We start from the raw sequence: 20,949 nt of genomic DNA on the forward strand, positions 1-20,949 counted from the left end.
CAGTGGCCCAATGGAACAGCACAGCCCTTCGATTCGTGCGCAAGCGGTAACTCTGATGCGTCAAGGTGTGCCCAACCGCATCGTTGCCGAGCAGCTCAACATTCCCCGCGGCACCATCGGCTGGTGGCGCAGCGAGGACAGGAGAAATCGCGGCGAGACATACGAGCAGCCAACGGACTGTCCTCGTTGTATGAGCCGCCAATCTAACAGGCCCGCGTACGCCTACTTGCTGGGTCTTTACCTCGGCGATGGTCACATCATCTCGAAGCCCAAGCAGCATCATTTGTCGGTGTACTGCAACGCAATGCAGACCGGGTTGATCGCGGCCGCCGAGGACGCGATGCGCAAGGTGATGCCGCTCCCCAGCGTGCGCCGACGCTACAAACCCGGGTGCGTAGAGGTGAAGTCGTACATCAAGCACTGGACTTGCATGTTCCCCCAGCACGGCCCAGGCAAGAAACACGAACGCCGTATCGCCCTCGAACCCTGGCAGCAGGACATCGTCGACGCCCACCCCTGGGAGTTCATCCGCGGCCTCATCCACTCCGACGGTTGCCGTATCACCAACTGGACCACCCGACTGGTCGGCGGTGAGCGCAAGCGCTACGAATACCCCCGCTACTTCTTCACCAACGTCTCCGACGACATTCGTCGCCTGTACACCGACAGGCTCGACAAACTCGGCATCGAGTGGACGCACCGCACCCGCAACGGAAACCCGTACAACATCTCCGTCGCCCGAAAAGCCTCCGTAGCCCTCATGGACGCCCACGTGGGCCCCAAGCACTGACCGGCCCTACTTCGGGCTGTCGTCCTCCCCGACATGGTGCACCCGGACCATGTTCGTGGAGCCGGAGACGCCGGGCGGGGAGCCGGCTGTGATGACCACGAGGTCGCCCTTCCGGCAGCGACCGGAGTTGAGGAGCAGTTCGTCCACCTGGTCGACCATCGCGTCGGTGGAGCCGACGTCCGGGACGAGGAAGGTCTCGGCGCCCCAGGTGACGTTGAGCTGGGAGCGGGTGGCCGGTTCGGGGGTGAGGGCGAGGAGGGGGATGGGTGAGCGGTAGCGGGAGAGGCGGCGGGCGGTGTCGCCGGACTGGGTGAAGGCGACCAGGAACTTGGCGCCGAGGAAGTCGCCGATCTCGGCTGCCGCGCGGGCGACGGCGCCGCCGTGGGTGCGGGGTTTGTTGTTCTCGGTCAGCGGTGGCAGGCCCTTGGCCAGCATGTCTTCCTCGGCCGCTTCGACGATCTTGGCCATGGTCCGGACGGTCTCTACGGGGTGTTTTCCGACGCTGGTCTCGCCGGAGAGCATCACGGCGTCGGTGCCGTCGAGGACGGCGTTGGCGACGTCGGAGGCCTCCGCGCGGGTGGGGCGGGAGTTGTCGATCATGGAGTCCAGCATCTGGGTGGCGACGATGACCGGCTTGGCGTTGCGCTTGGCCAGTTTGATCGCGCGTTTCTGGACGATGGGCACCTGTTCGAGGGGCATCTCGACGCCGAGGTCGCCGCGGGCGACCATGATGCCGTCGAAGGCGGCGACGATGTCCTCGATGGCGTCGACGGCCTGCGGTTTTTCCACCTTGGCGATCACGGGGAGGTGGCGGTCCTCCTCGTCCATGATGCGGTGGACGTCGTCGATGTCCTTGCCGCTGCGTACGAAGGAGAGGGCGATAAGGTCGAAGCCGATGCGCAGCGCCCAGCGCAGGTCGGCTTCGTCTTTTTCGGAGAGTGCGGGGACGGAGACGGCGACGCCGGGGAGGTTGAGGCCTTTGTGGTCGGAGATGATGCCGCCTTCGACGACCGTCGTGCGGACGCGGGGGCCGTCGACGGCTGTGACTTCGAGGCAGACTTTGCCGTCGTCGACGAGGATGCGTTCGCCGGGGGTGACGTCTTGGGCGAGGCCGGAGTGGGTGGTTCCGCACTGGTGGCGGTCGCCTTGGGTGTCGGGTTCGACGGTGATGGTGAAGGTGTCGCCGCGTTCAAGGAGTACGGGGCCTTCGGTGAAGCGGCCGAGTCGGATCTTCGGGCCTTGAAGGTCGGCGAGGATCCCGACGCTGCGGCCGGTCTCGTCGGAGGCCTTTCGCACGTGCTGGTAGCGCTCCTCGTGGTCGGCGTGTTCGCCGTGGCTGAGGTTGAATCGGGCGACGTCCATTCCGGCTTCGACCAGTGCCTTGATCTGGTCGTATGAGTCGGTGGCGGGTCCCAGGGTGCAGACGATTTTTGCTCGGCGCATGGTTCGAGCGTAGGCCTTACCGGCCGGTAGAGAATTCGTGGGCCGTGACTTCTCAACAACCTCTGGATGAAGGTTCGTTGACAAGTGTTGAATTGTGCGGGCGGGCGCTCTGATGAGCATTTCATATGGGAATCGGTCAGTTGCGGAGCGTGGGTGGCGCCATCGTGAATTGGGCGCTGACCTCGGCGGTGACGCGGAGTTTCTGGGGTTCGAGGTCGAGTGGTTCGGGGGCCTGGTCGGTGTTGGCCATGGAGGCGCGGCGGACTCCGCGTTCGAAGGGCATTCGGGTGGATCTGGTGCGTTCGGTGCCGGTGTCGGCGAGTTCGATGAGGGCGGCGATGGTGGTGTCGAGGGCGTGCGCGTATTCGTGGGCGCGCTGGACGGCGTCTTGTACGGCTTGTCGGCGGGCTTGGCGGTGTACGGGTGAGTCGGGGCGGAGCAGCCACCAGGGTCCGTCGACGCGGGTGAGTTCCATGTCGGCGAGGCGGGTGGTGAGCTCTCCGAGGAGGGTGAAGTCGGTGAGTTCGGCGGTGAGGTGGACGCGGCCGTGGTAAGCCCTGACGCGTTCGCCTCGGCCGTGTTCGGTGAGTTCGGGGGTGATGGAGAAGGCGCCTGTGGAGAGGTGTTCCACGGCGTCCGGGTAGGCCTTGATCAGGTCGAGTGTGGTGGCGTTGCGGCGGGTGAGGTCGTCGAGGGTGGTGCGGCGGTCACGGCCGCGGGCGCTGACGGTGACGCTGATGCGGGCGATTTCGGGTTCGACTTCCAGTTCGGCTTCGCCGCGGACGATGAGGAGGGGGGCGTCCTGGGTGCCGCGTGGGGTGGTCATACGTCCTACTCTGTCACGCGTTTCCCTTGTGGGCGCCGGGAGTTGACCCAGTGAGGTCATCAGATCGCAACCTGTTGGATCTGTTGCGGTAAGCCATGCACCCGTCAGAATCTACGCGCGTTGTTGACCATTTCCCGAGGAGAACGAGACATGCCGTTGAACCGCCGGAAGTTCCTGAAGAAGTCGGCCGCCACGGGGGCGGGAGTGGCGGTCGCCGGTGCGGCGGCGGCTCCGGCGGCCGAGGCGGCCGAGGTGAGGAAGCCCGCGAAGCATCCCAAGCGGTATTCGCTGACCGTGATGGGCACGACCGACTTGCACGGGCACGTCTTCAACTGGGACTACTTCAAGGACGCGGAGTACTCCGACAAGGCGGGCAACGCGATGGGGCTGGCGCGTGTCTCGACCCTGGTGAACCAGGTGCGTGAGCAGAAGGGCCGCTGCAACACGTTGCTGCTGGACGCGGGAGACACGATCCAGGGCACCCCGCTGACGTACTACTACGCGAAGGTGGACCCGATCACCGCCAAGGGCGGCCCGGTGCATCCGATGGCGCAGGCGATGAACGCGATCGGGTATGACGCTGCGGCGCTGGGCAACCACGAGTTCAACTACGGCATCGAGACGCTGCGGAAGTTCGAGCAGCAGTTGCACTTTCCGCTGCTCGGTGCGAACGCGCTGGACGCGAAGACGCTGAAGCCGGCTTTCCCTCCGTACTTCATCAAGAAGTTCCATGTGCCGGGTGCCCCGCCGGTCAAGGTGGCTGTCCTGGGTCTCACCAATCCGGGTATCGCGATCTGGGACAAGGCGTATGTGCAGGGGAAGCTGACCTTCCCGGGGTTGGAGGAGCAGGCCGCGAAGTGGGTGCCCAAGTTGCGGTCGATGGGTGCGGACGTGGTGGTGGTGTCGGCGCACAGCGGGTCCTCGGGCACCTCCTCGTACGGTGATCAGGTGCCGTATGTGGAGAACGCGGCCGCGAACGTCGCCCGGCAGGTGCCGGGGATCGACGCGATCCTGGTCGGGCATGCGCATGTGGAGATTCCGGAGCTGAAGGTCACCAATGAGACCACCGGCAAGACCGTCGTCCTCTCCGAGCCACTGTGCTACGCCGAACGCCTCACCCTTTTCGACATCGAGCTGGTGTTCGGCAAGGGCCGGTGGGAGGTGGAGTCGGTCGTGGCCTCGCTGCTGAACGCCAACTCGGTCGCCGACGACCCCAAGATCACCAAGCTGCTGACGGACGAGCACGCGAAGGTCGTGAAGTACGTCAACCAGGTCGTCGGCACCGCGACCGAGACCCTGACGACGGTCGAGGCCCGGTACAAGGACGCCGCGATCATCGACCTGATCACGAAGGTCCAGGAGGACGTGGTGAAGGCGGCCCTGGCGGGCACCGAGTACGCCTCGCTGCCGGTGATCGCGCAGGCCTCGCCGTTCTCGCGCACCTCGGAGATCCCGGCGGGCGATGTGACGATCCGGGATCTGTCGAGTCTGTACGTGTACGACAACACGCTGGTCGCGAAACTGATGACGGGGGCGCAGATCCGGGCGTACCTGGAGTACTCGGCGGAGTACTTCGTGCAGACGGCTGCGGACGCGGTGGTGGACGTGGAGAAACTGACCAATGCGAACGGCCGCCCGGACTACAACTACGACTATGTGTCGGGGCTGCGGTACGAGATCGACGTCGCCCAGGCGGCGGGTTCGCGGATCAGGAACCTGACCTACGACGGTGCCGCGCTGGATGACGCACAGCAGTTCGTGCTGGCGGTGAACAACTACCGGGCCAACGGTGGTGGTGCGTTCCCGTACGTCGCGTCGGCGAAGGAGTTGTGGTCGGAGTCGACGGAGATCCGGACCCGGATCGCGGAGTGGGTGACCGCGAAGGGTGTGCTGGACCCGAAGGACTTCGCGTCGGTGGACTGGAGGCTCACGCGGAACGGCACGCCCGTGTTCTAGCGGGTGGGGTGTGGCGTCGGCGGCGTCGGTGGCGGTTTTCGCGTCGGCGCCGTCGGCGTGGTGTGGTCCGTCGACGGCCGGGTGTGGTTCGTCGGCGGCCGGGTGGGGGTCACCGGCTGTCGATGAGGGGGATGAGGGTCCGGACGGGTCGGCGGGTGTCGGGTAGGTGTGGTTGCCGGTCGAGGCCGAAGGTGGTGAAGGCGGTGCGGGTGGGCAGGGGGTAGGGGTCCTTTCCGGTGAGTGCGTTGAGGATGGTGGCGCTGCGCCAGGCGGCGAGGCCGAGGTCGGGGGCGCCGACGCCGTGGGTGTGGAGTCCGGCGCTCTGTACGTAGACGGCGCCGGTGACGCAGGGGTCGAGGATCATGCGGAAGTGTTCGTCGACACGGGGGCGTTCGCGGTTGTCGCGGCGCAGGTAGGGGTCGAGGCCGGCGAGGAGGCGGTCGAGGGGGCGTTCGCGGTAGCCGGTGGCGAGGACGACGGCGTTGGTGGTGAGGCGGGAGCGGGTGCCTTGCCTGGTGTGTTCGAGGTGGAGTTCGATCTTGGTGGTGGCGATGCGTCCGGCGGTGCGGACGTGGACGCCGGGGGTGAGGACGGCGTCGGGCCAGCCGCCGTGGAGGCTGCGCCGGTAAAGCTCGTCGTGGATGGCGGCGGTGGTGTCGGCGTCGATGCCTTTGTGGAGCTGCCACTGGGAGGCGACGAGTTGGTCGCGGACGGGTTCGTCGAGGGCTTGGAAGTAGCGGGTGTAGTCGGGGGTGAAGTGTTCCAGGCCGAGCTTGGAGTACTCCATGGGTGCGAAGGCTTCGGTGCGGCCGAGCCAGTGGAGTTGTTCGCGGCCGTGCGGGCGGTGGCGGAGGAGGTCGAGGAAGACTTCGGCGCCGGACTGTCCGGAGCCGACGACGGTGACGTGGCCGGCGGCGAGGAGGCGCTCGCGGTGGTCGAGGTAGTCGGCGGCGTGGATGACGGGGACGCCGGGGGCTTCGACGAGGGGCGTGAGTGGTTGTGGGATGTGGGGTTCGGTGCCGAGGCCGAGGGCGATGTTCCTGGTGTAGGTGCGGCCGAGGGTGTGGGTGTTTCCGTCGGTGTCGAGTTGGGTGAAGTCGACTTCGAAGGCGTCGCGTTCGGGGTTCCAGCGGACGGCGTCGACCTGGTGGGAGAAGCGTAGTCCGGGGATGTTCTGGGATGCCCAGCGGCAGTAGGCGTCGTATTCGGCGCGTTGGATGTGGAAGCGTTCGGCGAAGTAGAAGGGGAAGAGCCGGTCGCGGGCCCGGAGGTAGTTGAGGAAGGTCCAGGGGCTGGTGGGGTCGGCGAGGGTGACGAGGTCGGCGAGGAAGGGGACCTGGACGCGGGCGTCGTCGATGAGCAGGCCGGGGTGCCAGTCGAAGCCGGGGCGCTGTTCGTAGAAGACGGTGTCGAGTTCGGCGAGTGGGTGGGCGAGGGCGGCGAGGGAGAGGTTGAACGGGCCGATGCCGATGCCGACGAGGTCGCGTGGTGGTTCGGGCTCGTCGCGTGGGGGGTTGGGCGTCGGGCTCATCGGGGGGTGGTTCCTTCCACGAGTTTCAGGAGGCGGGTGAGGTCGTCGGGGCGGGTGTGGGGGTTGAGGAGGGTGGCCTTGAGCCAGAGGCGGCCGTCCATGCGGGCCCGGCCGAGGACGGCCCGGCCGTCGTGCAGGAGGGTGCGGCGTACGTCGGCGACGGTGTCGTCGGTGGCGTCTTCGGGCCGGAACAGGACGGTGCTGATGGCCGGCCGGTCGTAGAGCTCGAAGCCGGGGTGGTCCTGGACGAGGGCGGCGAACTGCCGGGCGTGGGCGCAGACCTGGTCGACGAGGGCGCCGAGGCCGGTGCGGCCGAGGGTTTTGAGGGTGGCGGCGATCTTGAGGATGTCGGGGCGGCGGGTGGTACGCAGGGAGCGGCCGAGCAGGTCGGGGTGGCCGGCTTCGGTGTCGTCGTCGGCGTTGAGGTAGTCGGCGCGTTGGTGGAGGGCGGTGAGGTCGCGGGGGCGGGCGACGGCGAGGAGTCCGGCGGCGATGGGTTGCCAGCCGAGTTTGTGCAGGTCGAGGGTGACGGTGTGGGCGGCTTCGAGTCCGGCGAGTTTTTCCCGGTGACGTTCGCTGAAGATGAGGCTGCCGCCGTAGGCGGCGTCGATGTGCAGGCGGGCGCCGTGGGCGGCGCACAGGCCGGCGATCTCGGGGAGTGGGTCGATGAGGCCGGCGTCGGTGGTGCCGGCGGTGGCGGCGACGGTGAGGGGGCGGGGCAGGCGGGTGAGGGCTTCGTCGAGGGCGGCGGGGTCGAGGGTGCCGGCCGGTGCGGGGATGATGACCGGGTCGGGGAGGCCGAGCAGCCAGGCGGCGCGGGGCAGGGAGTGGTGGGCGCTCGCCGCGCAGACGAGTCGGGTGCTGCCGCCGTGTGCTTCGCGGGCGAGGAGCAGGGCGAGTTGGTTGGCTTCGGTGCCGCCGGTGGTGACGAGGGCGTCGGCGAGGCCGATCTCTTGGGCGAGGGTGCGGGTGACGAGGGCTTCGAGGGCGGAGGCGGCCGGGGCCTGGTCCCAGGAGTCGAGGGAGGGGTTGAGGGTGCTGGCGGCGAGGTCGGCGGCGGTGGCGACGGCGAGGGGTGGGCAATGCAGGTGGGCGGTGCACAGGGGGTCCGCGGGGTCGGCGGAGCCTTCGGCGAGGGCGTGGACGAGGGTGTGCAGGGCGTCGGGGTCGCCGTTGTGGGGCAGGATGTCGCCCACGGTGTCGGCGATACGGGCGGTGACGGCTTCCGGGCCGCCTTCGGGCAGGGGGCCGCCGCGTGCGAGGTTGCCTTCGCGCAGGGCGTCGAGGACGGTGTCGAGCAGCGGCCGCAGGGCTGCGGGGCCGTCGGGTCCTGAGGCGAGGGGCGGCATGCTCATGGGCTCTCCTCCGGGCGCGGGCGAGGGTGCGTCCGCGGCTGTGGTTCCAGCTTGTACGTGGAGGGGGCGGCACGCCCGGGAAGCCCGACGATCTCAACCCGAAAGTGGGTACTCGCGTACGGGGAGACCGTGTTGGGCGAGTGCCGGAGGGTGGGTAGTTTTCGTCGGATGACTGATACGTGGATGGTGGACGTGCCCGGCGAGCGGGTGGTGGTCCGGGAGCCGGTGCCGGCGGACGAGGGGCCGCTGCTGGCCTTGTTCGATGCGTGTGAGGACTGGTTCGTGGCGGCGACCGGGCTGCCGTCGGCGCCGGGTGATGTGCAAAGTCTGTTCTATGGGCTGCCGGAGGGGGCCCGGCCTGAGGACAAGGTGCTCCTGGTGGTGGAGCGGGACGGGGCGGTGACGGGTCTCGTGGACGCGGTGCGGGACCATCCGGAGCCCGGTGCCGTGTCGGTGGGGATGTTCCTGCTGGCGCCGTGGGCGCGTGGCCGGGGGCTGGGCCGGGCGGTGGCCGGTTCGCTGCTGGAGCGTGCGGAGGGTGTCACCCGGGTGCGGGCGACGGTGCCGCCCGGCTGGCGGCCGGGCGAGTGTTTCCTCGAGCGGCTCGGTTTCGTGCTGGAGGAGGAGTCGGCGTTGGGCCCTCAGGTGGGCAACCGGCGTGCGGGTCCGCGGGAACGGAGTGTGCGGCGGGCCGAGTTGCGTGTCGGCCGGGGCTGACGCGTCCGGCCGGAGCGCCCGCGGAGGACTTCAGGAGCGGGGCGGCGGTCTCCCTGGGGGTGAAGCCGCACCGCCTGGCCGGTCGTGCTCGGGGCTGTGGTGGGCCTGGAGCGACGACCGGTCCATGGCGTCGTCGGCGGCGAGGGAGCGTGGCGCGCGTCGCCGGTGTCAGGGCTGGTTGTGTGCCTGGCGTACGCGCAGTGCCCGGGCCAGGTCGTCGAGTTCGTCGGCGAGTTTGCGGCGCAGGGCGGTGACGGGGGCGGCGTCGCGCAGGCAGGCCTCGCCGAGGCTGAGGTTCTCGGCGTCGACGGCGTGGGCGGGGAAGGCGACGCGGCCGGCGGCGACGGCGATGGCGGGTCCGCGGCGGGCGGCGACGGCGACGGCGTCCTGGTAGTAGCGGGGCACGTACTCGCGTACGAGGTCGGCTTGTTCGGGCTGCCAGAAGCCCTGGGCGGTGGCCGCGAAGAGGTAGTTGGAGAGGTTGTCGTCGGTGAACATCTGCTCCCAGGCGCGGCGCTTGGTGTCGGGGTCGGGCAGGGCGGCCCGGCAGCGGGCGGCGCCTTCCTGGCCGCTGGCGCTCGGGTCGCGTTCGAGTTCGGCGGCGATGGCGGCGTCGTCGGTGGCGCCGAGGACGGCGAGCCGGCCCAGGATGCGCCAGCGCAGTTCGGGGTCGAGTTCCGGTCCGCCGGGCACGGTGCCGTCGGCGAGCCAGGCGGCGATGGTGTCGGGGTGGGCGGCGACGTCGATGAAGTGGCGTACGGCGATCAGGCGCAGGTCGGGGTGGTCGCCGTCCTCGGTGCGGCGGATGAGGTCGCGGCACAGCGAGGTGAGGGTGGTGAGGGCGGCGGGCCGTTCCTCGGGTGCCAGGTAGCGGTCGGCGATCTGGGTGTGGGCGAAGTCCAGTACGCCCTGGACGAGGGCGAGGTCGGTCTCGTGCGGGAGGTGGGCGCGGGCGGTGTCCAGGTAGGCGGTGGGCGGGAGTTCGCCGTCGCGCACCGTGTCCCTGAGGGCGTTCCACACCACGGCCCGGGTGAGCGGGTCGGGCAGGCCGGACAGGTGGTCCCGTACGGCCTGGAAGGTGTCGGGGTCGAAGCGGATCTTGGCGTAGGTCAGGTCGCCGTCGTTGAGGACGAGCAGTGCGGGGTGTTTGCCGAGGGGCTGCGGGGTGGTGTGCGGGACGTCGATGTCGATGCGTTCGCGCAGGGTGAGCCGGCCGTCGTCGCCGAGGTCCTGGTCGTAGAGGCCGGCGGTGATCCGGTGGGGGCGGCTGCCGTCGTGTTCCACGGTGAGGGTGCAGGTGCCGTCGGCGGTGGTGAGGCGTGGGGTGAGTGTGTCGACGCCGGTGGTGCGCAGCCAGGCGTCGGCCCAGGCGTGGACGTCGCGTTCGGTGGTGGCGGCGAGGGAGTCGATGAAGTCGGCGAGGGTGGCGTTGGCGAACTTGTGGCGGGCGAAGTGGGTGTTGATGCCGGCCAGGAAGTCCTTTTCGCCGAGCCAGGCGACGAGTTGGCGCAGGGCGGAGGCGCCCTTGGCGTAGGAGATGCCGTCGAAGTTGAGGAGGGCGGCGGCGGTGTCGTCGACGGCTTCGGGGGCGACGGGGTGGGTGGAGGGGCGTTGGTCGGCGTCGTAGCCCCAGGATTTGCGGACGACGCCGAACTCGACCCAGGGTTCGGTGAAGCGGGTGGCCTCGAGGGTGGTCTGGTAGCCCATGAACTCGGCGAAGGACTCGTTGAGCCAGATGTCGTCCCACCATTTGAGGGTGACGAGGTCGCCGAACCACATGTGGGCCATCTCGTGGGCGATGACCATGGCGCGGGTCTGCCGTTCGGTGTCGGTGACGGCGGAGCGGTAGACGAACTTGTCGGCGAAGGTGACGAGGCCGGGGTTCTCCATGGCGCCGGCGTTGAATTCGGGGACGAACGCCTGGTCGTAGGAGTCGAAGGGGTAGGGCTCGTCGAACTTCTCGTGGTAGCGGTCGAAGCACGCGCGCGTGATGTCGAGGATCTCGTCGGCGTCGGCGTCGAGGTGGGGGGCGAGGGAGCGGCGGCAGTGGATGCCGAAGGGCAGGCCGCGGTGTTCGGTGCGTACGGAGTGGAAGGGGCCGGCGGCGACGGCGACGAGGTAGGTGGACAGCGGAGGGGTGGGGGCGGCCTGCCAGCGGCCGTCGTCCAGGTGTTCGGTGATGCCGTTGGCGAGCACGGTCCAGCCCTGGGGGGCCTTCACGCTCAGCTCGAAGACGGCCTTGAGGTCGGGCTGGTCGAAGGCGGCGAAGACGCGCTGTACGTCGTCCATGAAGACCTGGGAGTAGACGTAGGTCTCGCCGTCGGTGGGGTCGGTGAAGCGGTGCATGCCCTCGCCGGTGCGGGAGTAGCGCATCCGTGCGTCGACGCGGAGTTCGTGTTCGCCGGGCGTGAGGTCCTTCAGCGGGATCCGGTCCTGGTCCAGGGTTTCCGGGTCGAGGGGCTGTCCGTCGAGGGTGACGGAGCGCAGCTCGGCGGGCTTGATCTCGACGAAGGTGTCCACGGTGGCGCTGTCCGACCGCACGGTGAACCGGATGGCGGTGTGCGAGTCGAAGGCCTCGTCCCCTGTGGTCAGGTCGAGGTCGATGGTGTAGCGGTGGACGTCGAGGATCTGGGCACGTGTCTGCGCTTCGTCGCGCGTCAGTACGGACATGCACGACATGCTGCCTGATGTCACCGGGACGGCACAGGGGCGGATCGGTACGCGGCGTATGTCCGGTCCGCTCCGGGGCGTTGGGGTGTGCGCCGGGTCAGGGTCGTTCGTGTGCTGCGCCGGTGCGGTGCGCGTCGCGCCGGGGCGCGCCGTGGGTGTCGGGGTGGGGCAGGGAGGAGGGCGGGGTGTGGTCCTGGGCCTGGGTGGGGCCTTTGACGAGGGCGCGTAGTTCGCGGATCTCCTGTTCCAGTGCGAGCCGGCGTTGGTGGGTGTCGTAGAGGTAGCGGACCTTGGTGCGCAGGGCCCAGGGGTCGACGGGTTTGAGGACGAGGTCGGCGACGCCGAGGGCGAAGGCGGTGGCGGTGAGTTCCTGGTCGGGGCCGAAGCCGGTGAGCAGGATGACGGGTATGTGCTGGGTCTGTTCGAGGCGGCGCAGGTAGCGGACGACGTCCAGGCCGCTGACGCCGGGCATGCGCACGTCGAGCAGCAGGAGGCCGACCTGGCCGCGCAGCACCTGCTTGAGCGCCTCGTCACCGCTGGTGGCGCGGCCGAGCCGGTAGCCCAGTGGGGCCAGTGCGCTCTCCAGGGCGTACAGCGTGTCCTTGTGGTCGTCGACGATGAGGATCTTGGCATCCGACAGCATGGCCCGACGTCCCTCCCGCGTGGACATCCAGCTTACGTCCGGGCACTGACAGCGGGTGCCCGCTGGTTGACGATGCGTGCGTGCCGGCGGTCCGCCGGGGCCTGCGGTCGGCGGTCAGCCGGCGTGGGATGCCTGGTGGTTGACGGTGTCCTCGGCGATGCGTTCGTGGTGCCTGATGACCTCGGCGATGATGAAATTGAGGAACTTCTCAGCGAACGCCGGGTCGAGTTTCGCGTTCTCGGCGAGGCTGCGCAGGCGGGCGATCTGCCTGGCCTCGCGGTCCGGGTCGGCCGGCGGCAGTTGGTGGACGGCCTTGAGCCGGCCCACTTGCTGGGTGGCCTTGAACCGCTCGGCGAGCATGTGGACGACGGCCGCGTCGATGTTGTCGATGCTGTCCCGCAGTCGTTCGAGCTCCTCGCGGACGGACGGGTCGACGGCACCGGTACCGGTGTTGCTGGTGGTCATGGATGTCAACCCTAAAGGGCGGGGGTGTCTTCGTCGGCGGGCGCTGTGCCGCGGGTCCCCGCATAGAGTGGAGGGGAGGCCCGAACGTCTTTGGGGGTACGGACGTGGCGAACGGCGGACCGGTCGAGCACGGCTTCCCACATCTGGAGACGGTGCGGGCCGCCGTCACCGCGCTGTACAGGCGTCTGTCGTGCGACACCGTCCAGACCTTCGCCACCTCGGTGGCCCCGGCCGACGTGGCCTTCTGCGACACCGACGACCTGTATCTGGGGGCGCAGCGCGTGGCCCGTGAGCTGGTGCGTCACTTCCGGTTGCCGGATGCCCGTCTGATCGTGGGCTTTCGCGAGATGACGCATGCGGCGAACGTCGAACTCGCGGCGGGGCCGGAGTACTTCGTGGAGCTGAACGACCGTTTCCGCACCCATCGGAGGGACATCGGCGCGGCGCTCGCCCATGAGGTGACGCACGTCTATCTGCACCGTCTGGACCTGTCCTTCCCGAGTACGGCGGAGAACGAGATCCTCACGGACACGGCCGCGACGTATCTGGGGGCGGGCTGGCTGCTGCTGGACGCCTACCGGGAGGACGCCGCCTCGTCGCAGAAGCTTGGCTACCTCACTCCGGAGGAGTTCGGTTATGTGCTGGCCAAGCGGGCCCTGGTCTTTCACGAGGATCCCTCGGTGTGGTTCACCAGTCCGCAGGCGTACACGGCGTATGTGAAGGGCATGGCTCGGGCTCGCCGGGACGAGCAGCAGCCGCCGCTGACCGCGGCCGGCTGGGCGGGGCGGCGGCGCTACGCCCGGGACCGCCGCCACGGCCCAGGCGCCGAGCCCGGCCTCCCGTACGCGTTCTCCCCCGACGGCGGCGGCCGGCTGCGTGTGTCCTTCCCCTGCCCGACGTGCCACCAGCGGATCCGGGTGCCGGTTCGGGGGCGGGTGCGGGCGCGGTGCTCGTTGTGCCGGACGGTGCTGGAGTGCGACACGTAGGAACGGCGGGGGGGGGGGGGGGGGGGTGGGGGGGCCCCCCCCCCCCCGGGGGCGGGCGGGGGGGGGGGGGGGCCCCGGGGGGGGGGGCCCCCCCCCCCGGGGCGACGTAGGGGGGGGGGGGGGGGGGGGGGGGGGGGGGGGGGGGGGGGGGGGGGGGGGGGGGGTGGGGGGGGGGGGGGGGGGGGGGGGGGGGGGGGGGGGGGGGGGGGGGGCGCGCCCCGCCCCCCCCCCCCCCCCCCCCCCGCGGTCGCGCCGTACGGCGCCGGTGTCATCCCTCGTGGTCGGTCACGGCCCGCCGGGGCAGTGCGGCGCACAGGGCGGCGCACACGAGGAACCCTCCGGTCACCCAGGGCATCGCGGTTTCGAGGGCATCGGTCAGTCCGCGGTCGGCGTGGTCGAAGAACACCGTTCCGACCACCGCGGCGCCGAGCGCGCCGCCGAACTGCTGGGCCGTGGAGAAAATCCCGGAGGCCCCGCCGGCGAGTTCGCCGGGCACCGCGGACAGCACCACGTTCACCAGCGGCACCACGAGGAAGCCGAGGCCGGCCCCTGCGACGACCAGTCCCGTCGCCAGCGGCCAGGCCCCGGTGTGCACGGCGGCGGCGCGGTCGACCGCGGCCCACACCCAGCCGAAGCCGCCCGCCATGAGCAGCGCGCCGGCCCCGAGCACGCTCCGCCCGTACTTCACGGCGAGCACGTCCGCGGCGGGCGCGGTCAGGAAGCTGCCGACGGAGAAGGCCACGGTCACCACGCCGGCCTGCATCGGCGTGTAGCCCTCGCCGCCCTGCAGCCAGATGGCGAAGACGAGGAAGAAGCCCTGCATGCCGAGCGAGAACAGCAGCTGGACGAGGACGCCGACGGAGAAGGCGGGGAGCCGGAAGACCCGTGCGGGCAGCAGCGGCACGGTCTGGGCCCGGCGGCGCCGCGCCTCGTACACCCCGAGCCCGGCGACGGTGGCCGTGCCGGCGGTGAGGCAGGCCCAGCCCCACAGCGGCCAGCCGTTCTCCCGGCCCTGCACCAGCGGCAGCACGATCGCCACCAGGCCGGCGGCGAGGAGGAGGCTGCCCAGTATGTCCGGGCGTCCCGCCGACCGTTCCCGGGTGGCCGGCACCAGCAGCAGTCCGGCGACGAAGGTGGCGAGCGCCACCGGCACGTTCACCAGGAACACCGACCGCCAGCCCCAGCCGAACAGGTCGGCGTCGGTGAGCAGTCCGCCGAGCAGCAGCCCGACCGCCGAGGCGAATCCGGCGACGGCACCGTACATCCCGAATGCGGCCCCGCGTTCCTTGCCGTGGAACAGGGTGCGGAAGGAACCGATCACCTGCGGCACCAGCACCGCCGCCATCACGCCCTGCACCGCCCGGGCGGCGATCAGCTGGCCGGGTGACTGCGCCGCCCCGCAGGCCAGGCTCGCCAGTCCGAAGCCCGCCGTGCCGGCGAGGAAGAGGGCCCGGCGTCCGAAGCGGTCCCCGAGGTGGCCGCACACGATCAGGGCGGCGGCGAATCCGAGGAGGTAGGCGGAGACCAGCCACTGCAGGTCGCTCGGGGAGGCGTGCAGGTCGTGGCCGATGGACGGGATCGCGACGTTCACTATGGTCACGTCCATCAGGTCCATCAGCGCCGCGACCATCATCACGACGGCGGCGGCCCAGCGGCGGGGGTGGGGCTCCGCCACGGCGGGCGGGGATGGGGCGAGGGTTGCGGACATGGGTGTCTCCCGTTGGGTCCCGGATTTATTTCGTTCGACCTAACGAAAGACTGGCACGCGTGAAAGCACCTCCGCAAGTACTTAGTTCGACCGAACGAAATTGTTGGTAGCCTGGACGCATGACCGGCACAGAGGACACGGCGGGCGGGTGGCCCGGGGCGGACGCGCGGGCCGAGGCGGACGCGCGGGCCGAGACGCTGCGGCGGCTCATGGACGTGGGGCGCGCGCACAGCGCCGTCACGGTCATGTTCCATTCGGCGGTCGCCGCGAAGCAGGGATTGAACGCCACCGAGGAGAAGACCCTCGACTACCTGCAGCGCAAGGGCCCGCTCACCGCGAAGGACCTCGCGGCGCTGACCGGCCTGGCCCCCGCCTCCGTCACCGGACTGCTGGACCGCCTGGAGAACAAGGGCTTCGTCCGCAGGGTCAGACACCCCACGGACAAACGCCGGGTGCTCGTCGAGCTCAACCAGGAGAAACTCGCCGAACTGGCCGTGTTCTTCGAGGACTGGGCCCGTGACATCGTCGAGGCGTGCGAGGCGTTCAGCACGGAGGAACTGGAGACGGTGACCCGTTTCCTGGGGGTCATGAGCGAGCGGCAGCAAGCGGCCGCCGCCCGGCTGACCGGCTGAACCGCGCCACGCCCCGGTGGGTCGCTACGCCCCGTACACCGCCCCCGGAACCTCCGCCTCCGCCAGCAGCTTCAGCGCCGCCTCCCCCGCCTCGGCCGGCGTCCACCGCGCGCCCTTGTCGGCGGTCGGGCCCGGCCGCCAGCCCTCCATGACGGTGATCCGGCCGCCCTCCGCCTCGAAGACCCGGCCGGTCACGCCGGTGCTCGCGGCCGAGCCCAGCCAAACCACCAGCGGGGAGACGTTCCCCGGAGCCATGGCGTCGAAGCCGGTGTCCGGGGCTGCCATGGTCTCGGCGAAGGTGCGCTCCGTCATGCGCGTACGGGCCGCCGGGGCGATGGCGTTGACCTGCACCCCGTACCTGCGCAGCTCGGCCGCCGCGACCAGGGTGAGACCCACGATCCCCGCCTTGGCGGCGCTGTAGTTCCCCTGCCCGACCGAGCCCAGCAGTCCGGCGCCGCTGCTGGTGTTGACGATCCGGGCGGCCCGCGTCCGCCCCGCCTTGGCCTCGGCCCGCCAGTGCGCGGCGGCGTGCTTCAGCGGCAGGAAGTGCCCCTTGAGATGGACGCGGAGGACGGCGTCCCAGTCGTCCTCGTCGAGGTTGACCAGCATGCGGTCACGCAGGAACCCCGCGTTGTTGACGAGGGTGTCGAGGCGGCCGTACGTCCGCACCGCGGTCCGGATCAGCGAGGCGGCCCCCTCGGTGGTCGCGATGTCGCCGCCGTGGGCCACCGCCTCGCCGCCCGCCGCCCGGATCTCGTCCACGACGGCCCCGGCGGGGCTGTCCGGGCCCGGCAGGCCGTCGAGGCCGACACCGAGGTCGTTGACGACGACCCGGGCTCCCTCGGCGGCGAAGGCGAGCGCGTGGGCCCGGCCGAGCCCGCGCCCGGCGCCGGTGACGACGACGACCCGGCCCGTGCAGATTCCGCTCATCTCAGTCCTCCTTGTTGGCGGTTGCCGCGTCCAGGAAGGCCGGCCGCTCTCCGCCCCCGTGCACGAGGAGGCTCGCCCCGCTGATGTAGCGGGCCGCGTCGGAGGCGAGGAAGACGGCGGCGGCGCCGACGTCGGACGGGGCGGCGAGGCGTCCGAGCGGGACGGTGCGGGAGACGGCGTCGACACCGTCCTGGCCGCCGTAGTGCAGGTGGGCCAGCTCGGTGCGGACCATGCCCACGACCAGAGTGTTGACCCGGACCTCCGGCGCCCATTCCACCGCCATCGACCTGGCCAGGTTCTCCAGTCCCGCCTTGGCCGCGCCATAGGCGGCGGAGCCCGGTGAAGGACGGCTGCCGCTGACGCTGCCGATCATCACCACCGCTCCCCGGTTCCTCTTCAGGTGTTCGTACGCGGCGAGGGAGGCGGTCAGCGGGGTGACGAGGTTCAGCTCGATCACTCGGGCGTGCCGCTCGGCGTCCGCGTCGGCGAGCCGTCGGTAGGGGGTGCCGCCCGCGTTGTTGACGAGCACGTCGACGCGGGGCAGGGCGTCGAAGAAGGCGCGTACGGCGGGCGGGTCGCGCAGGTCGAGCGGGGTGAATTCGACCCCGTCGAGGGGTTGTTCGGGCGGTCGGCGGGCACAGGCCAGCACCTGGGCACCGGCCACGGCGAAGGCCCGGGCGATCCCGGCCCCGACGCCCCGTGTGCCGCCCGTGACGACGACAGTCCGGCCGCGCAGCGAGTTATCCACAGGGCCTCCCGCTTGTCGGAGCCGACTGCTAGCTTCGAAGCCTCACACCTAACAAATGTTTGGTGGAAAGGTAGCTGATGTACCCATGAGTGTCTCCACCTCGTCCCCGGAAAAGGGAATCGCGGTCGTCACGGTCGACGCCCCGCCGGTGAACGCGCTGCCGGTGCGCGGCTGGTTCGCGCTGGCGGAAGCGGTGCGCGCGGCGGGACGCGACCCCGGGACCCGGTGCGTGGTGCTGACCGCGCAGGGCCGGGGCTTCAACGCGGGTGTGGACATCAAGGAGATACAGGCGGACGGGAACGGCGCCCTGCTCGGCGCCAACCGGGGCTGCGCGGAGGCCTTCGCGGCGGTGTACGAGTGCGAGACCCCGGTGGTGGCGGCGGTGCACGGTTTCTGTCTGGGCGGTGGGATAGGCCTGGTGGGCAATGCGGACGCGATCGTGGCGAGCGAGGACGCCGTCTTCGGGCTGCCCGAGCTGGACCGGGGCGCGCTGGGCGCGGCCACCCATCTGGCCCGCCTGGTCCCGCCGCATCTGATGCGGACGCTGTACTACACCTCGCGCACGGCGAGCGCGGCCGAGTTGCACGCCCACGGCTCGGTGTGGCGGGTCGTACCGCGCGAGGAACTGCGCTCGGCCGCGCTGGAGCTGGCGCGGGAGATCGCCGCCAAGGACGGGCGGCTGCTGCGTCTGGCCAAGGCCGCCATCAACGGGATCGACCCCGTCGACGTGCGCCGCAGCTACCGTTTCGAACAGGGCTTCACCTTCGAGGCGGCCCTGAGCGGGGTGGCCGACCGGGTCCGCGACACGTTCGGGAAGGGGGAGGCGTAGGTGAGGGACAAGACGATGACCGCCGACGAGGTCGTCTCGCGGCTGGAGAGCGGCATGACCCTCGGCATCGGCGGCTGGGGGTCCCGGCGCAAACCGATGACCCTGGTCAGGGCCCTGCTGCGGTCCGGGATCGGTGACCTCACCGTCGTCTCGTACGGCGGCCCGGACGTCGGGATGCTGGCCGCCGCCGGACGGATCCGCAAGCTGGTCGCCGCCTTCGTCACGCTGGACTCGGTCCCGCTCGAACCGCACTACCGGGCGGCGCGCGAGCGGGGGGACTTCGAGCTGACGGAGGTCGACGAGGGGATGTTCATGTGGGGGCTGCGCGCGGCCGCGAACCGGATGCCCTTCCTGCCGGTGCGGGCCGGGATCGGTTCGGACGTGATGCGGGTCAACCCCGGCCTGCGGACGGTCACGTCGCCGTACGAGGACGGGGAGACGTTCGTGGCGATGCCCGCCCTCCGGCTGGACGCGGCCCTGGTCCACGTCAACCGCGCCGACCGGCTGGGCAACGGGCAGTATCTGGGCCCGGACCCGTACTTCGACGACCTCTTCTGCGAGGCGGCGGACACGGCCTACGTCAGCTGCGAGCAGATCGTGGACACGGCCGAGCTGACGAAGGCGGCGGCGCCGCAGTCCCTGCTGGTCAAGCGGCATGTGGTGACCGGTGTCGTGGAGGCGCCCAGCGGCGCGCACTTCACCTCGTGCGCCCCCGAGTACGGGCGGGACGAGGCTTTCCAGAAGGCGTACGCGGCCACGCCGTGGCCGGAGTTCGCCGAGCGGTTCCTCGGCGGCGACGAGGAGGCGTACCGGTCGGCGGTGCGTGCCTGGCAGGAGGAGCGGCGATGAGTGGGCCGACCCGCGCCGAGTACTGCGTGATCGCCTGCGCCGACGCCTGGCGCGGCTCCGGGGAGATCCTGGCCAGCCCGATGGGCCTGATCCCGTCACTGGGGGCGCGGCTGGCCCGGCTCACCTTCTCGCCGGACCTGCTGCTGACCGACGGCGAGGCACTGCTCGTCCGGCCGGACGGGACCCCGGAGGGCTGGCTGCCCTACCGGCAGCACCTGACCCTGGTGGCCGGCGGACGGCGGCACGTGATGATGGGGGCCAGCCAGATCGACCGCTTCGGCAACCAGAACATCTCGTGCATCGGGGACTGGGCGAGACCTCGGCGGCAACTGCTCGGCGTGCGCGGAGCGCCGCTCAACACACTGAACAACCCGACGAGTTACTGGGTCCCCAGGCATTCACGCCGGGTCTTCGTGGAGAGGGTCGACCTGGTGTGCGGGGTGGGGTACGACCGTGCCGCCGGGCATCCCGGCACGGCCCGCTACCACCGCATCCCGCGGGTCGTCTCCGATCTCGGCGTGTTCGACTTCGCCACGCCCGACCACTCGATGCGGCTGGCCTCCGTGCACCCGGGTGTGGGCGTCGCGCAGGTCGTGGAAGCGACGGGCTTCGCGCTGGAGGTGCCTGACGAGGTGCCGGCCACGCGCGAGCCGACGGGCGAGGAGCTGCGCCTGATCCGCGAGGTGCTCGACCCGGACGGCGCCCGGGCGCGGGAGGTCCCGGAGGGGGTGAGGGACTGATGGAGACCGCGCTCACCCGGCTGGTCGGGGTCCGGCACCCGGTCGTGCAGACGGGGATGGGCTGGGTGGCGGGCCCGCGTCTGGTCTCGGCGGTGGCGAACGCGGGCGCACTGGGCATCCTGGCCTCGGCGACGATGACCCTCGACCAGTTGCGCGCGGCGGTACGCGAGGTCGCCGCGCGCACGCAGGCGCCGTTCGGGGTGAACCTCCGGGCGGACGCGGGCGACGCCGGCGAGCGGGTCCGTCTGATCATCGACGAGGGGGTCCGGGTGGCGTCCTTCGCGCTGGCCCCCTCCCGTGAGCTGATCACCGAGCTGAAGGAGGCCGGTGTGGTCGTGATCCCGTCCGTCGGGGCACGGCGGCACGCGGAGAAGGTCGCGGCCTGGGGCGCGGACGCGGTGATCGTGCAGGGCGGCGAGGGTGGCGGGCACACCGGCGAGGTGGCGACCAGCGTGCTGCTGCCGCAGGTGGTGGACGCGGTGCGGATACCGGTCGTGGCTGCGGGCGGCTTCTTCGACGGGCGGGGCCTGGTGGCCGCGCTGGCGTACGGGGCGGCGGGGGTGGCGATGGGCACGCGGTTCCTGCTGACCTCGGACTCGACGGTGCCGGACGCGGTGAAGGCGCGCTACCTGGCGGCGACGGTGAAGGACGTCACGGTCACCCGGGCCGTCGACGGCCTGCCGCACCGCATGCTGCGCACGGAGCTGGTGGACGCCCTGGAACGGTCCGGCCGTGCCCGTGCGCTGCTGCACGCCGTCCGGCACGCGGCCGGGTTCCGGCGGCTGTCCGGGCTGACCTGGCGGCGAATGGTGCGCGACGGCATCGCCCTGAAGCACGGCAAGGAGCTGTCGTGGAGTCAGGTGCTGCTGGCGGCGAACACGCCCATGATGCTCAGATCGGCGATGGTGGACGGGCGTACGGACCTCGGGGTGATGGCCGCGGGACAGGTGGCGGGGCTGATCGGGGATCTGCCGTCGTGTGCGGAGCTGGTGGAGGGGGTGATGGCGCAAGCCGGGCAGATCATCGGCGGGTTGGCGGGGATAGATGCTGCAATGCCCGGATGACGCGGACGGTCAGGGAGCCCTGGGGGCGAAAGGGGGCAGCTCGCCGGAAGGCGGTGGCGGCCGCGCG

General features: G+C 70.9%; 19 protein-coding genes. 9 read left to right on the plus strand and 10 right to left on the minus strand.

Features of this window, described 5'->3' with window-relative positions; translation table 11 throughout:
- Positions 1 to 10 precede the first annotated feature (10 nt).
- Entirely contained in the window at positions 11 to 790 is a 780-nt protein-coding gene (locus ACFYZQ_RS00815) for a helix-turn-helix domain-containing protein (RefSeq protein WP_389140169.1), read from the plus strand.
- Between the two features lie 6 nt (positions 791 to 796).
- On the opposite strand, the gene pyk is transcribed toward ACFYZQ_RS00815, so the two are convergent.
- A complete protein-coding gene (gene pyk / locus ACFYZQ_RS00820) occupies positions 797 to 2,233 on the minus strand; it encodes a pyruvate kinase (RefSeq protein ID WP_389140172.1) in 1,437 nt (478 codons plus the stop codon).
- Between the two features lie 136 nt (positions 2,234 to 2,369).
- On the minus strand, positions 2,370 to 3,059 hold the full coding sequence (locus tag ACFYZQ_RS00825) for an SIMPL domain-containing protein (protein WP_389140174.1): 690 nt from the start codon (positions 3,057 to 3,059) through the stop codon (positions 2,370 to 2,372).
- A 150-nt stretch (positions 3,060 to 3,209) separates the two neighbouring features.
- Between ACFYZQ_RS00825 and ACFYZQ_RS00830 the strand changes: the two genes are divergently transcribed.
- Entirely contained in the window at positions 3,210 to 5,015 is a 1,806-nt protein-coding gene (locus tag ACFYZQ_RS00830) for a bifunctional metallophosphatase/5'-nucleotidase (RefSeq protein WP_389140176.1), read from the plus strand.
- Positions 5,016 to 5,124: 109 nt separating this feature from the next.
- On the opposite strand, the gene ACFYZQ_RS00835 is transcribed toward ACFYZQ_RS00830, so the two are convergent.
- A complete protein-coding gene (locus ACFYZQ_RS00835) occupies positions 5,125 to 6,546 on the minus strand; it encodes a lysine N(6)-hydroxylase/L-ornithine N(5)-oxygenase family protein (protein ID WP_389140179.1) in 1,422 nt (473 codons plus the stop codon).
- The gene (locus ACFYZQ_RS00840) at positions 6,543 to 7,901 is read right to left on the minus strand and encodes a pyridoxal phosphate-dependent decarboxylase family protein (protein ID WP_389140182.1); all 1,359 of its coding nucleotides are present in this window, start codon (positions 7,899 to 7,901) and stop codon (positions 6,543 to 6,545) included. Before ACFYZQ_RS00840 ends, ACFYZQ_RS00835 begins: the two co-directional genes overlap by 4 nt.
- Before the next feature lie 168 nt (positions 7,902 to 8,069).
- Here ACFYZQ_RS00840 and ACFYZQ_RS00845 point away from each other — a divergent pair, with 168 nt between their 5' ends.
- On the plus strand, positions 8,070 to 8,618 hold the full coding sequence (locus ACFYZQ_RS00845; protein WP_389140185.1) for a GNAT family N-acetyltransferase: 549 nt from the start codon (positions 8,070 to 8,072) through the stop codon (positions 8,616 to 8,618).
- Between the two features lie 168 nt (positions 8,619 to 8,786).
- Here the strand turns inward: ACFYZQ_RS00845 and pepN are convergent, their stop codons facing one another.
- The 3 genes from pepN to ACFYZQ_RS00860 form a co-directional block, all read right to left on the minus strand.
- The gene (gene pepN, locus ACFYZQ_RS00850; RefSeq protein ID WP_389140188.1) at positions 8,787 to 11,288 is read right to left on the minus strand and encodes an aminopeptidase N; all 2,502 of its coding nucleotides are present in this window, start codon (positions 11,286 to 11,288) and stop codon (positions 8,787 to 8,789) included.
- A 97-nt stretch (positions 11,289 to 11,385) separates the two neighbouring features.
- On the minus strand, positions 11,386 to 11,931 hold the full coding sequence (locus tag ACFYZQ_RS00855) for a two-component system response regulator (protein ID WP_389140191.1): 546 nt from the start codon (positions 11,929 to 11,931) through the stop codon (positions 11,386 to 11,388).
- A 114-nt stretch (positions 11,932 to 12,045) separates the two neighbouring features.
- Positions 12,046 to 12,396, minus strand: a complete 351-nt coding sequence (locus ACFYZQ_RS00860) for a chorismate mutase (protein WP_389140194.1) — start codon at positions 12,394 to 12,396, stop codon at positions 12,046 to 12,048.
- A gap of 104 nt (positions 12,397 to 12,500) precedes the next feature.
- On the opposite strand from ACFYZQ_RS00860, the gene ACFYZQ_RS00865 reads away from it, so the two are divergent.
- Positions 12,501 to 13,382, plus strand: coding sequence for a hypothetical protein (locus ACFYZQ_RS00865; protein ID WP_389140198.1), 882 nt, complete (start codon positions 12,501 to 12,503; stop codon positions 13,380 to 13,382).
- A gap of 268 nt (positions 13,383 to 13,650) precedes the next feature.
- Here the strand turns inward: ACFYZQ_RS00865 and ACFYZQ_RS00870 are convergent, their stop codons facing one another.
- Positions 13,651 to 15,090: an MFS transporter gene (locus ACFYZQ_RS00870; RefSeq protein ID WP_389140201.1), complete on the minus strand. Its 1,440-nt coding sequence runs from the start codon at positions 15,088 to 15,090 to the stop codon at positions 13,651 to 13,653.
- 119 nt (positions 15,091 to 15,209) lie between these two features.
- Between ACFYZQ_RS00870 and ACFYZQ_RS00875 the strand changes: the two genes are divergently transcribed.
- Positions 15,210 to 15,722 (plus strand): MarR family winged helix-turn-helix transcriptional regulator, encoded by a 513-nt coding sequence (locus tag ACFYZQ_RS00875; protein WP_389140204.1) that lies wholly within the window; start codon positions 15,210 to 15,212, stop codon positions 15,720 to 15,722.
- A 24-nt stretch (positions 15,723 to 15,746) separates the two neighbouring features.
- Here the strand turns inward: ACFYZQ_RS00875 and ACFYZQ_RS00880 are convergent, their stop codons facing one another.
- Positions 15,747 to 16,652 carry an SDR family oxidoreductase gene (locus tag ACFYZQ_RS00880; RefSeq protein WP_389140206.1) on the minus strand — a complete coding sequence of 302 codons (906 nt, stop codon included), beginning with the start codon at positions 16,650 to 16,652 and terminating at the stop codon, positions 15,747 to 15,749.
- A 1-nt stretch (position 16,653) separates the two neighbouring features.
- Positions 16,654 to 17,400 (minus strand): SDR family oxidoreductase, encoded by a 747-nt coding sequence (locus ACFYZQ_RS00885; protein WP_389140209.1) that lies wholly within the window; start codon positions 17,398 to 17,400, stop codon positions 16,654 to 16,656.
- Between the two features lie 85 nt (positions 17,401 to 17,485).
- Here ACFYZQ_RS00885 and ACFYZQ_RS00890 point away from each other — a divergent pair, with 85 nt between their 5' ends.
- Genes ACFYZQ_RS00890 through ACFYZQ_RS00905 form a run of 4 tightly spaced genes read left to right on the plus strand, consistent with a single transcriptional unit; the run spans position 17,486 to position 20,882 of the window.
- Complete coding sequence (locus tag ACFYZQ_RS00890) at positions 17,486 to 18,229, plus strand: enoyl-CoA hydratase family protein (protein WP_389140212.1); 744 nt, start codon at positions 17,486 to 17,488, stop codon at positions 18,227 to 18,229.
- Positions 18,230 to 19,078 carry a CoA transferase subunit A gene (locus ACFYZQ_RS00895; protein WP_389140215.1) on the plus strand — a complete coding sequence of 283 codons (849 nt, stop codon included), beginning with the start codon at positions 18,230 to 18,232 and terminating at the stop codon, positions 19,076 to 19,078.
- A complete protein-coding gene (locus ACFYZQ_RS00900; RefSeq protein WP_389140218.1) occupies positions 19,075 to 19,818 on the plus strand; it encodes a CoA-transferase subunit beta in 744 nt (247 codons plus the stop codon). Before ACFYZQ_RS00895 ends, ACFYZQ_RS00900 begins: the two co-directional genes overlap by 4 nt.
- Positions 19,818 to 20,882, plus strand: a complete 1,065-nt coding sequence (locus ACFYZQ_RS00905) for an NAD(P)H-dependent flavin oxidoreductase (RefSeq protein WP_389140220.1) — start codon at positions 19,818 to 19,820, stop codon at positions 20,880 to 20,882. The genes ACFYZQ_RS00900 and ACFYZQ_RS00905 overlap by 1 nt, the downstream gene beginning before the upstream one ends.
- Positions 20,883 to 20,949 lie beyond the last annotated feature (67 nt).

The organism is Streptomyces sp. NPDC001843, assembly GCF_042891955.1.
GTDB lineage: Bacteria > Actinomycetota > Actinomycetes > Streptomycetales > Streptomycetaceae > Streptomyces.

What these genes read in the sequence shown, in the direction of transcription:
- ACFYZQ_RS00815 (WP_389140169.1), top strand. Translation starts at nt 11, where the DNA reads ATGGAACAGCACAGCCCTTCGATTCGTGCGCAAGCGGTAACTCTGATG.
- pyk (WP_389140172.1), bottom strand. Translation starts at nt 2,233, where the DNA reads ATGCGCCGAGCAAAAATCGTCTGCACCCTGGGACCCGCCACCGACTCA.
- ACFYZQ_RS00825 (WP_389140174.1), bottom strand. Translation starts at nt 3,059, where the DNA reads ATGACCACCCCACGCGGCACCCAGGACGCCCCCCTCCTCATCGTCCGC.
- ACFYZQ_RS00830 (WP_389140176.1), top strand. Translation starts at nt 3,210, where the DNA reads ATGCCGTTGAACCGCCGGAAGTTCCTGAAGAAGTCGGCCGCCACGGGG.
- ACFYZQ_RS00835 (WP_389140179.1), bottom strand. Translation starts at nt 6,546, where the DNA reads ATGAGCCCGACGCCCAACCCCCCACGCGACGAGCCCGAACCACCACGC.
- ACFYZQ_RS00840 (WP_389140182.1), bottom strand. Translation starts at nt 7,901, where the DNA reads ATGAGCATGCCGCCCCTCGCCTCAGGACCCGACGGCCCCGCAGCCCTG.
- ACFYZQ_RS00845 (WP_389140185.1), top strand. Translation starts at nt 8,070, where the DNA reads ATGACTGATACGTGGATGGTGGACGTGCCCGGCGAGCGGGTGGTGGTC.
- pepN (WP_389140188.1), bottom strand. Translation starts at nt 11,288, where the DNA reads ATGTCCGTACTGACGCGCGACGAAGCGCAGACACGTGCCCAGATCCTC.
- ACFYZQ_RS00855 (WP_389140191.1), bottom strand. Translation starts at nt 11,931, where the DNA reads ATGCTGTCGGATGCCAAGATCCTCATCGTCGACGACCACAAGGACACG.
- ACFYZQ_RS00860 (WP_389140194.1), bottom strand. Translation starts at nt 12,396, where the DNA reads ATGACCACCAGCAACACCGGTACCGGTGCCGTCGACCCGTCCGTCCGC.
- ACFYZQ_RS00870 (WP_389140201.1), bottom strand. Translation starts at nt 15,090, where the DNA reads ATGTCCGCAACCCTCGCCCCATCCCCGCCCGCCGTGGCGGAGCCCCAC.
- ACFYZQ_RS00875 (WP_389140204.1), top strand. Translation starts at nt 15,210, where the DNA reads ATGACCGGCACAGAGGACACGGCGGGCGGGTGGCCCGGGGCGGACGCG.
- ACFYZQ_RS00880 (WP_389140206.1), bottom strand. Translation starts at nt 16,652, where the DNA reads ATGAGCGGAATCTGCACGGGCCGGGTCGTCGTCGTCACCGGCGCCGGG.
- ACFYZQ_RS00890 (WP_389140212.1), top strand. Translation starts at nt 17,486, where the DNA reads ATGAGTGTCTCCACCTCGTCCCCGGAAAAGGGAATCGCGGTCGTCACG.
- ACFYZQ_RS00900 (WP_389140218.1), top strand. Translation starts at nt 19,075, where the DNA reads ATGAGTGGGCCGACCCGCGCCGAGTACTGCGTGATCGCCTGCGCCGAC.
- ACFYZQ_RS00905 (WP_389140220.1), top strand. Translation starts at nt 19,818, where the DNA reads ATGGAGACCGCGCTCACCCGGCTGGTCGGGGTCCGGCACCCGGTCGTG.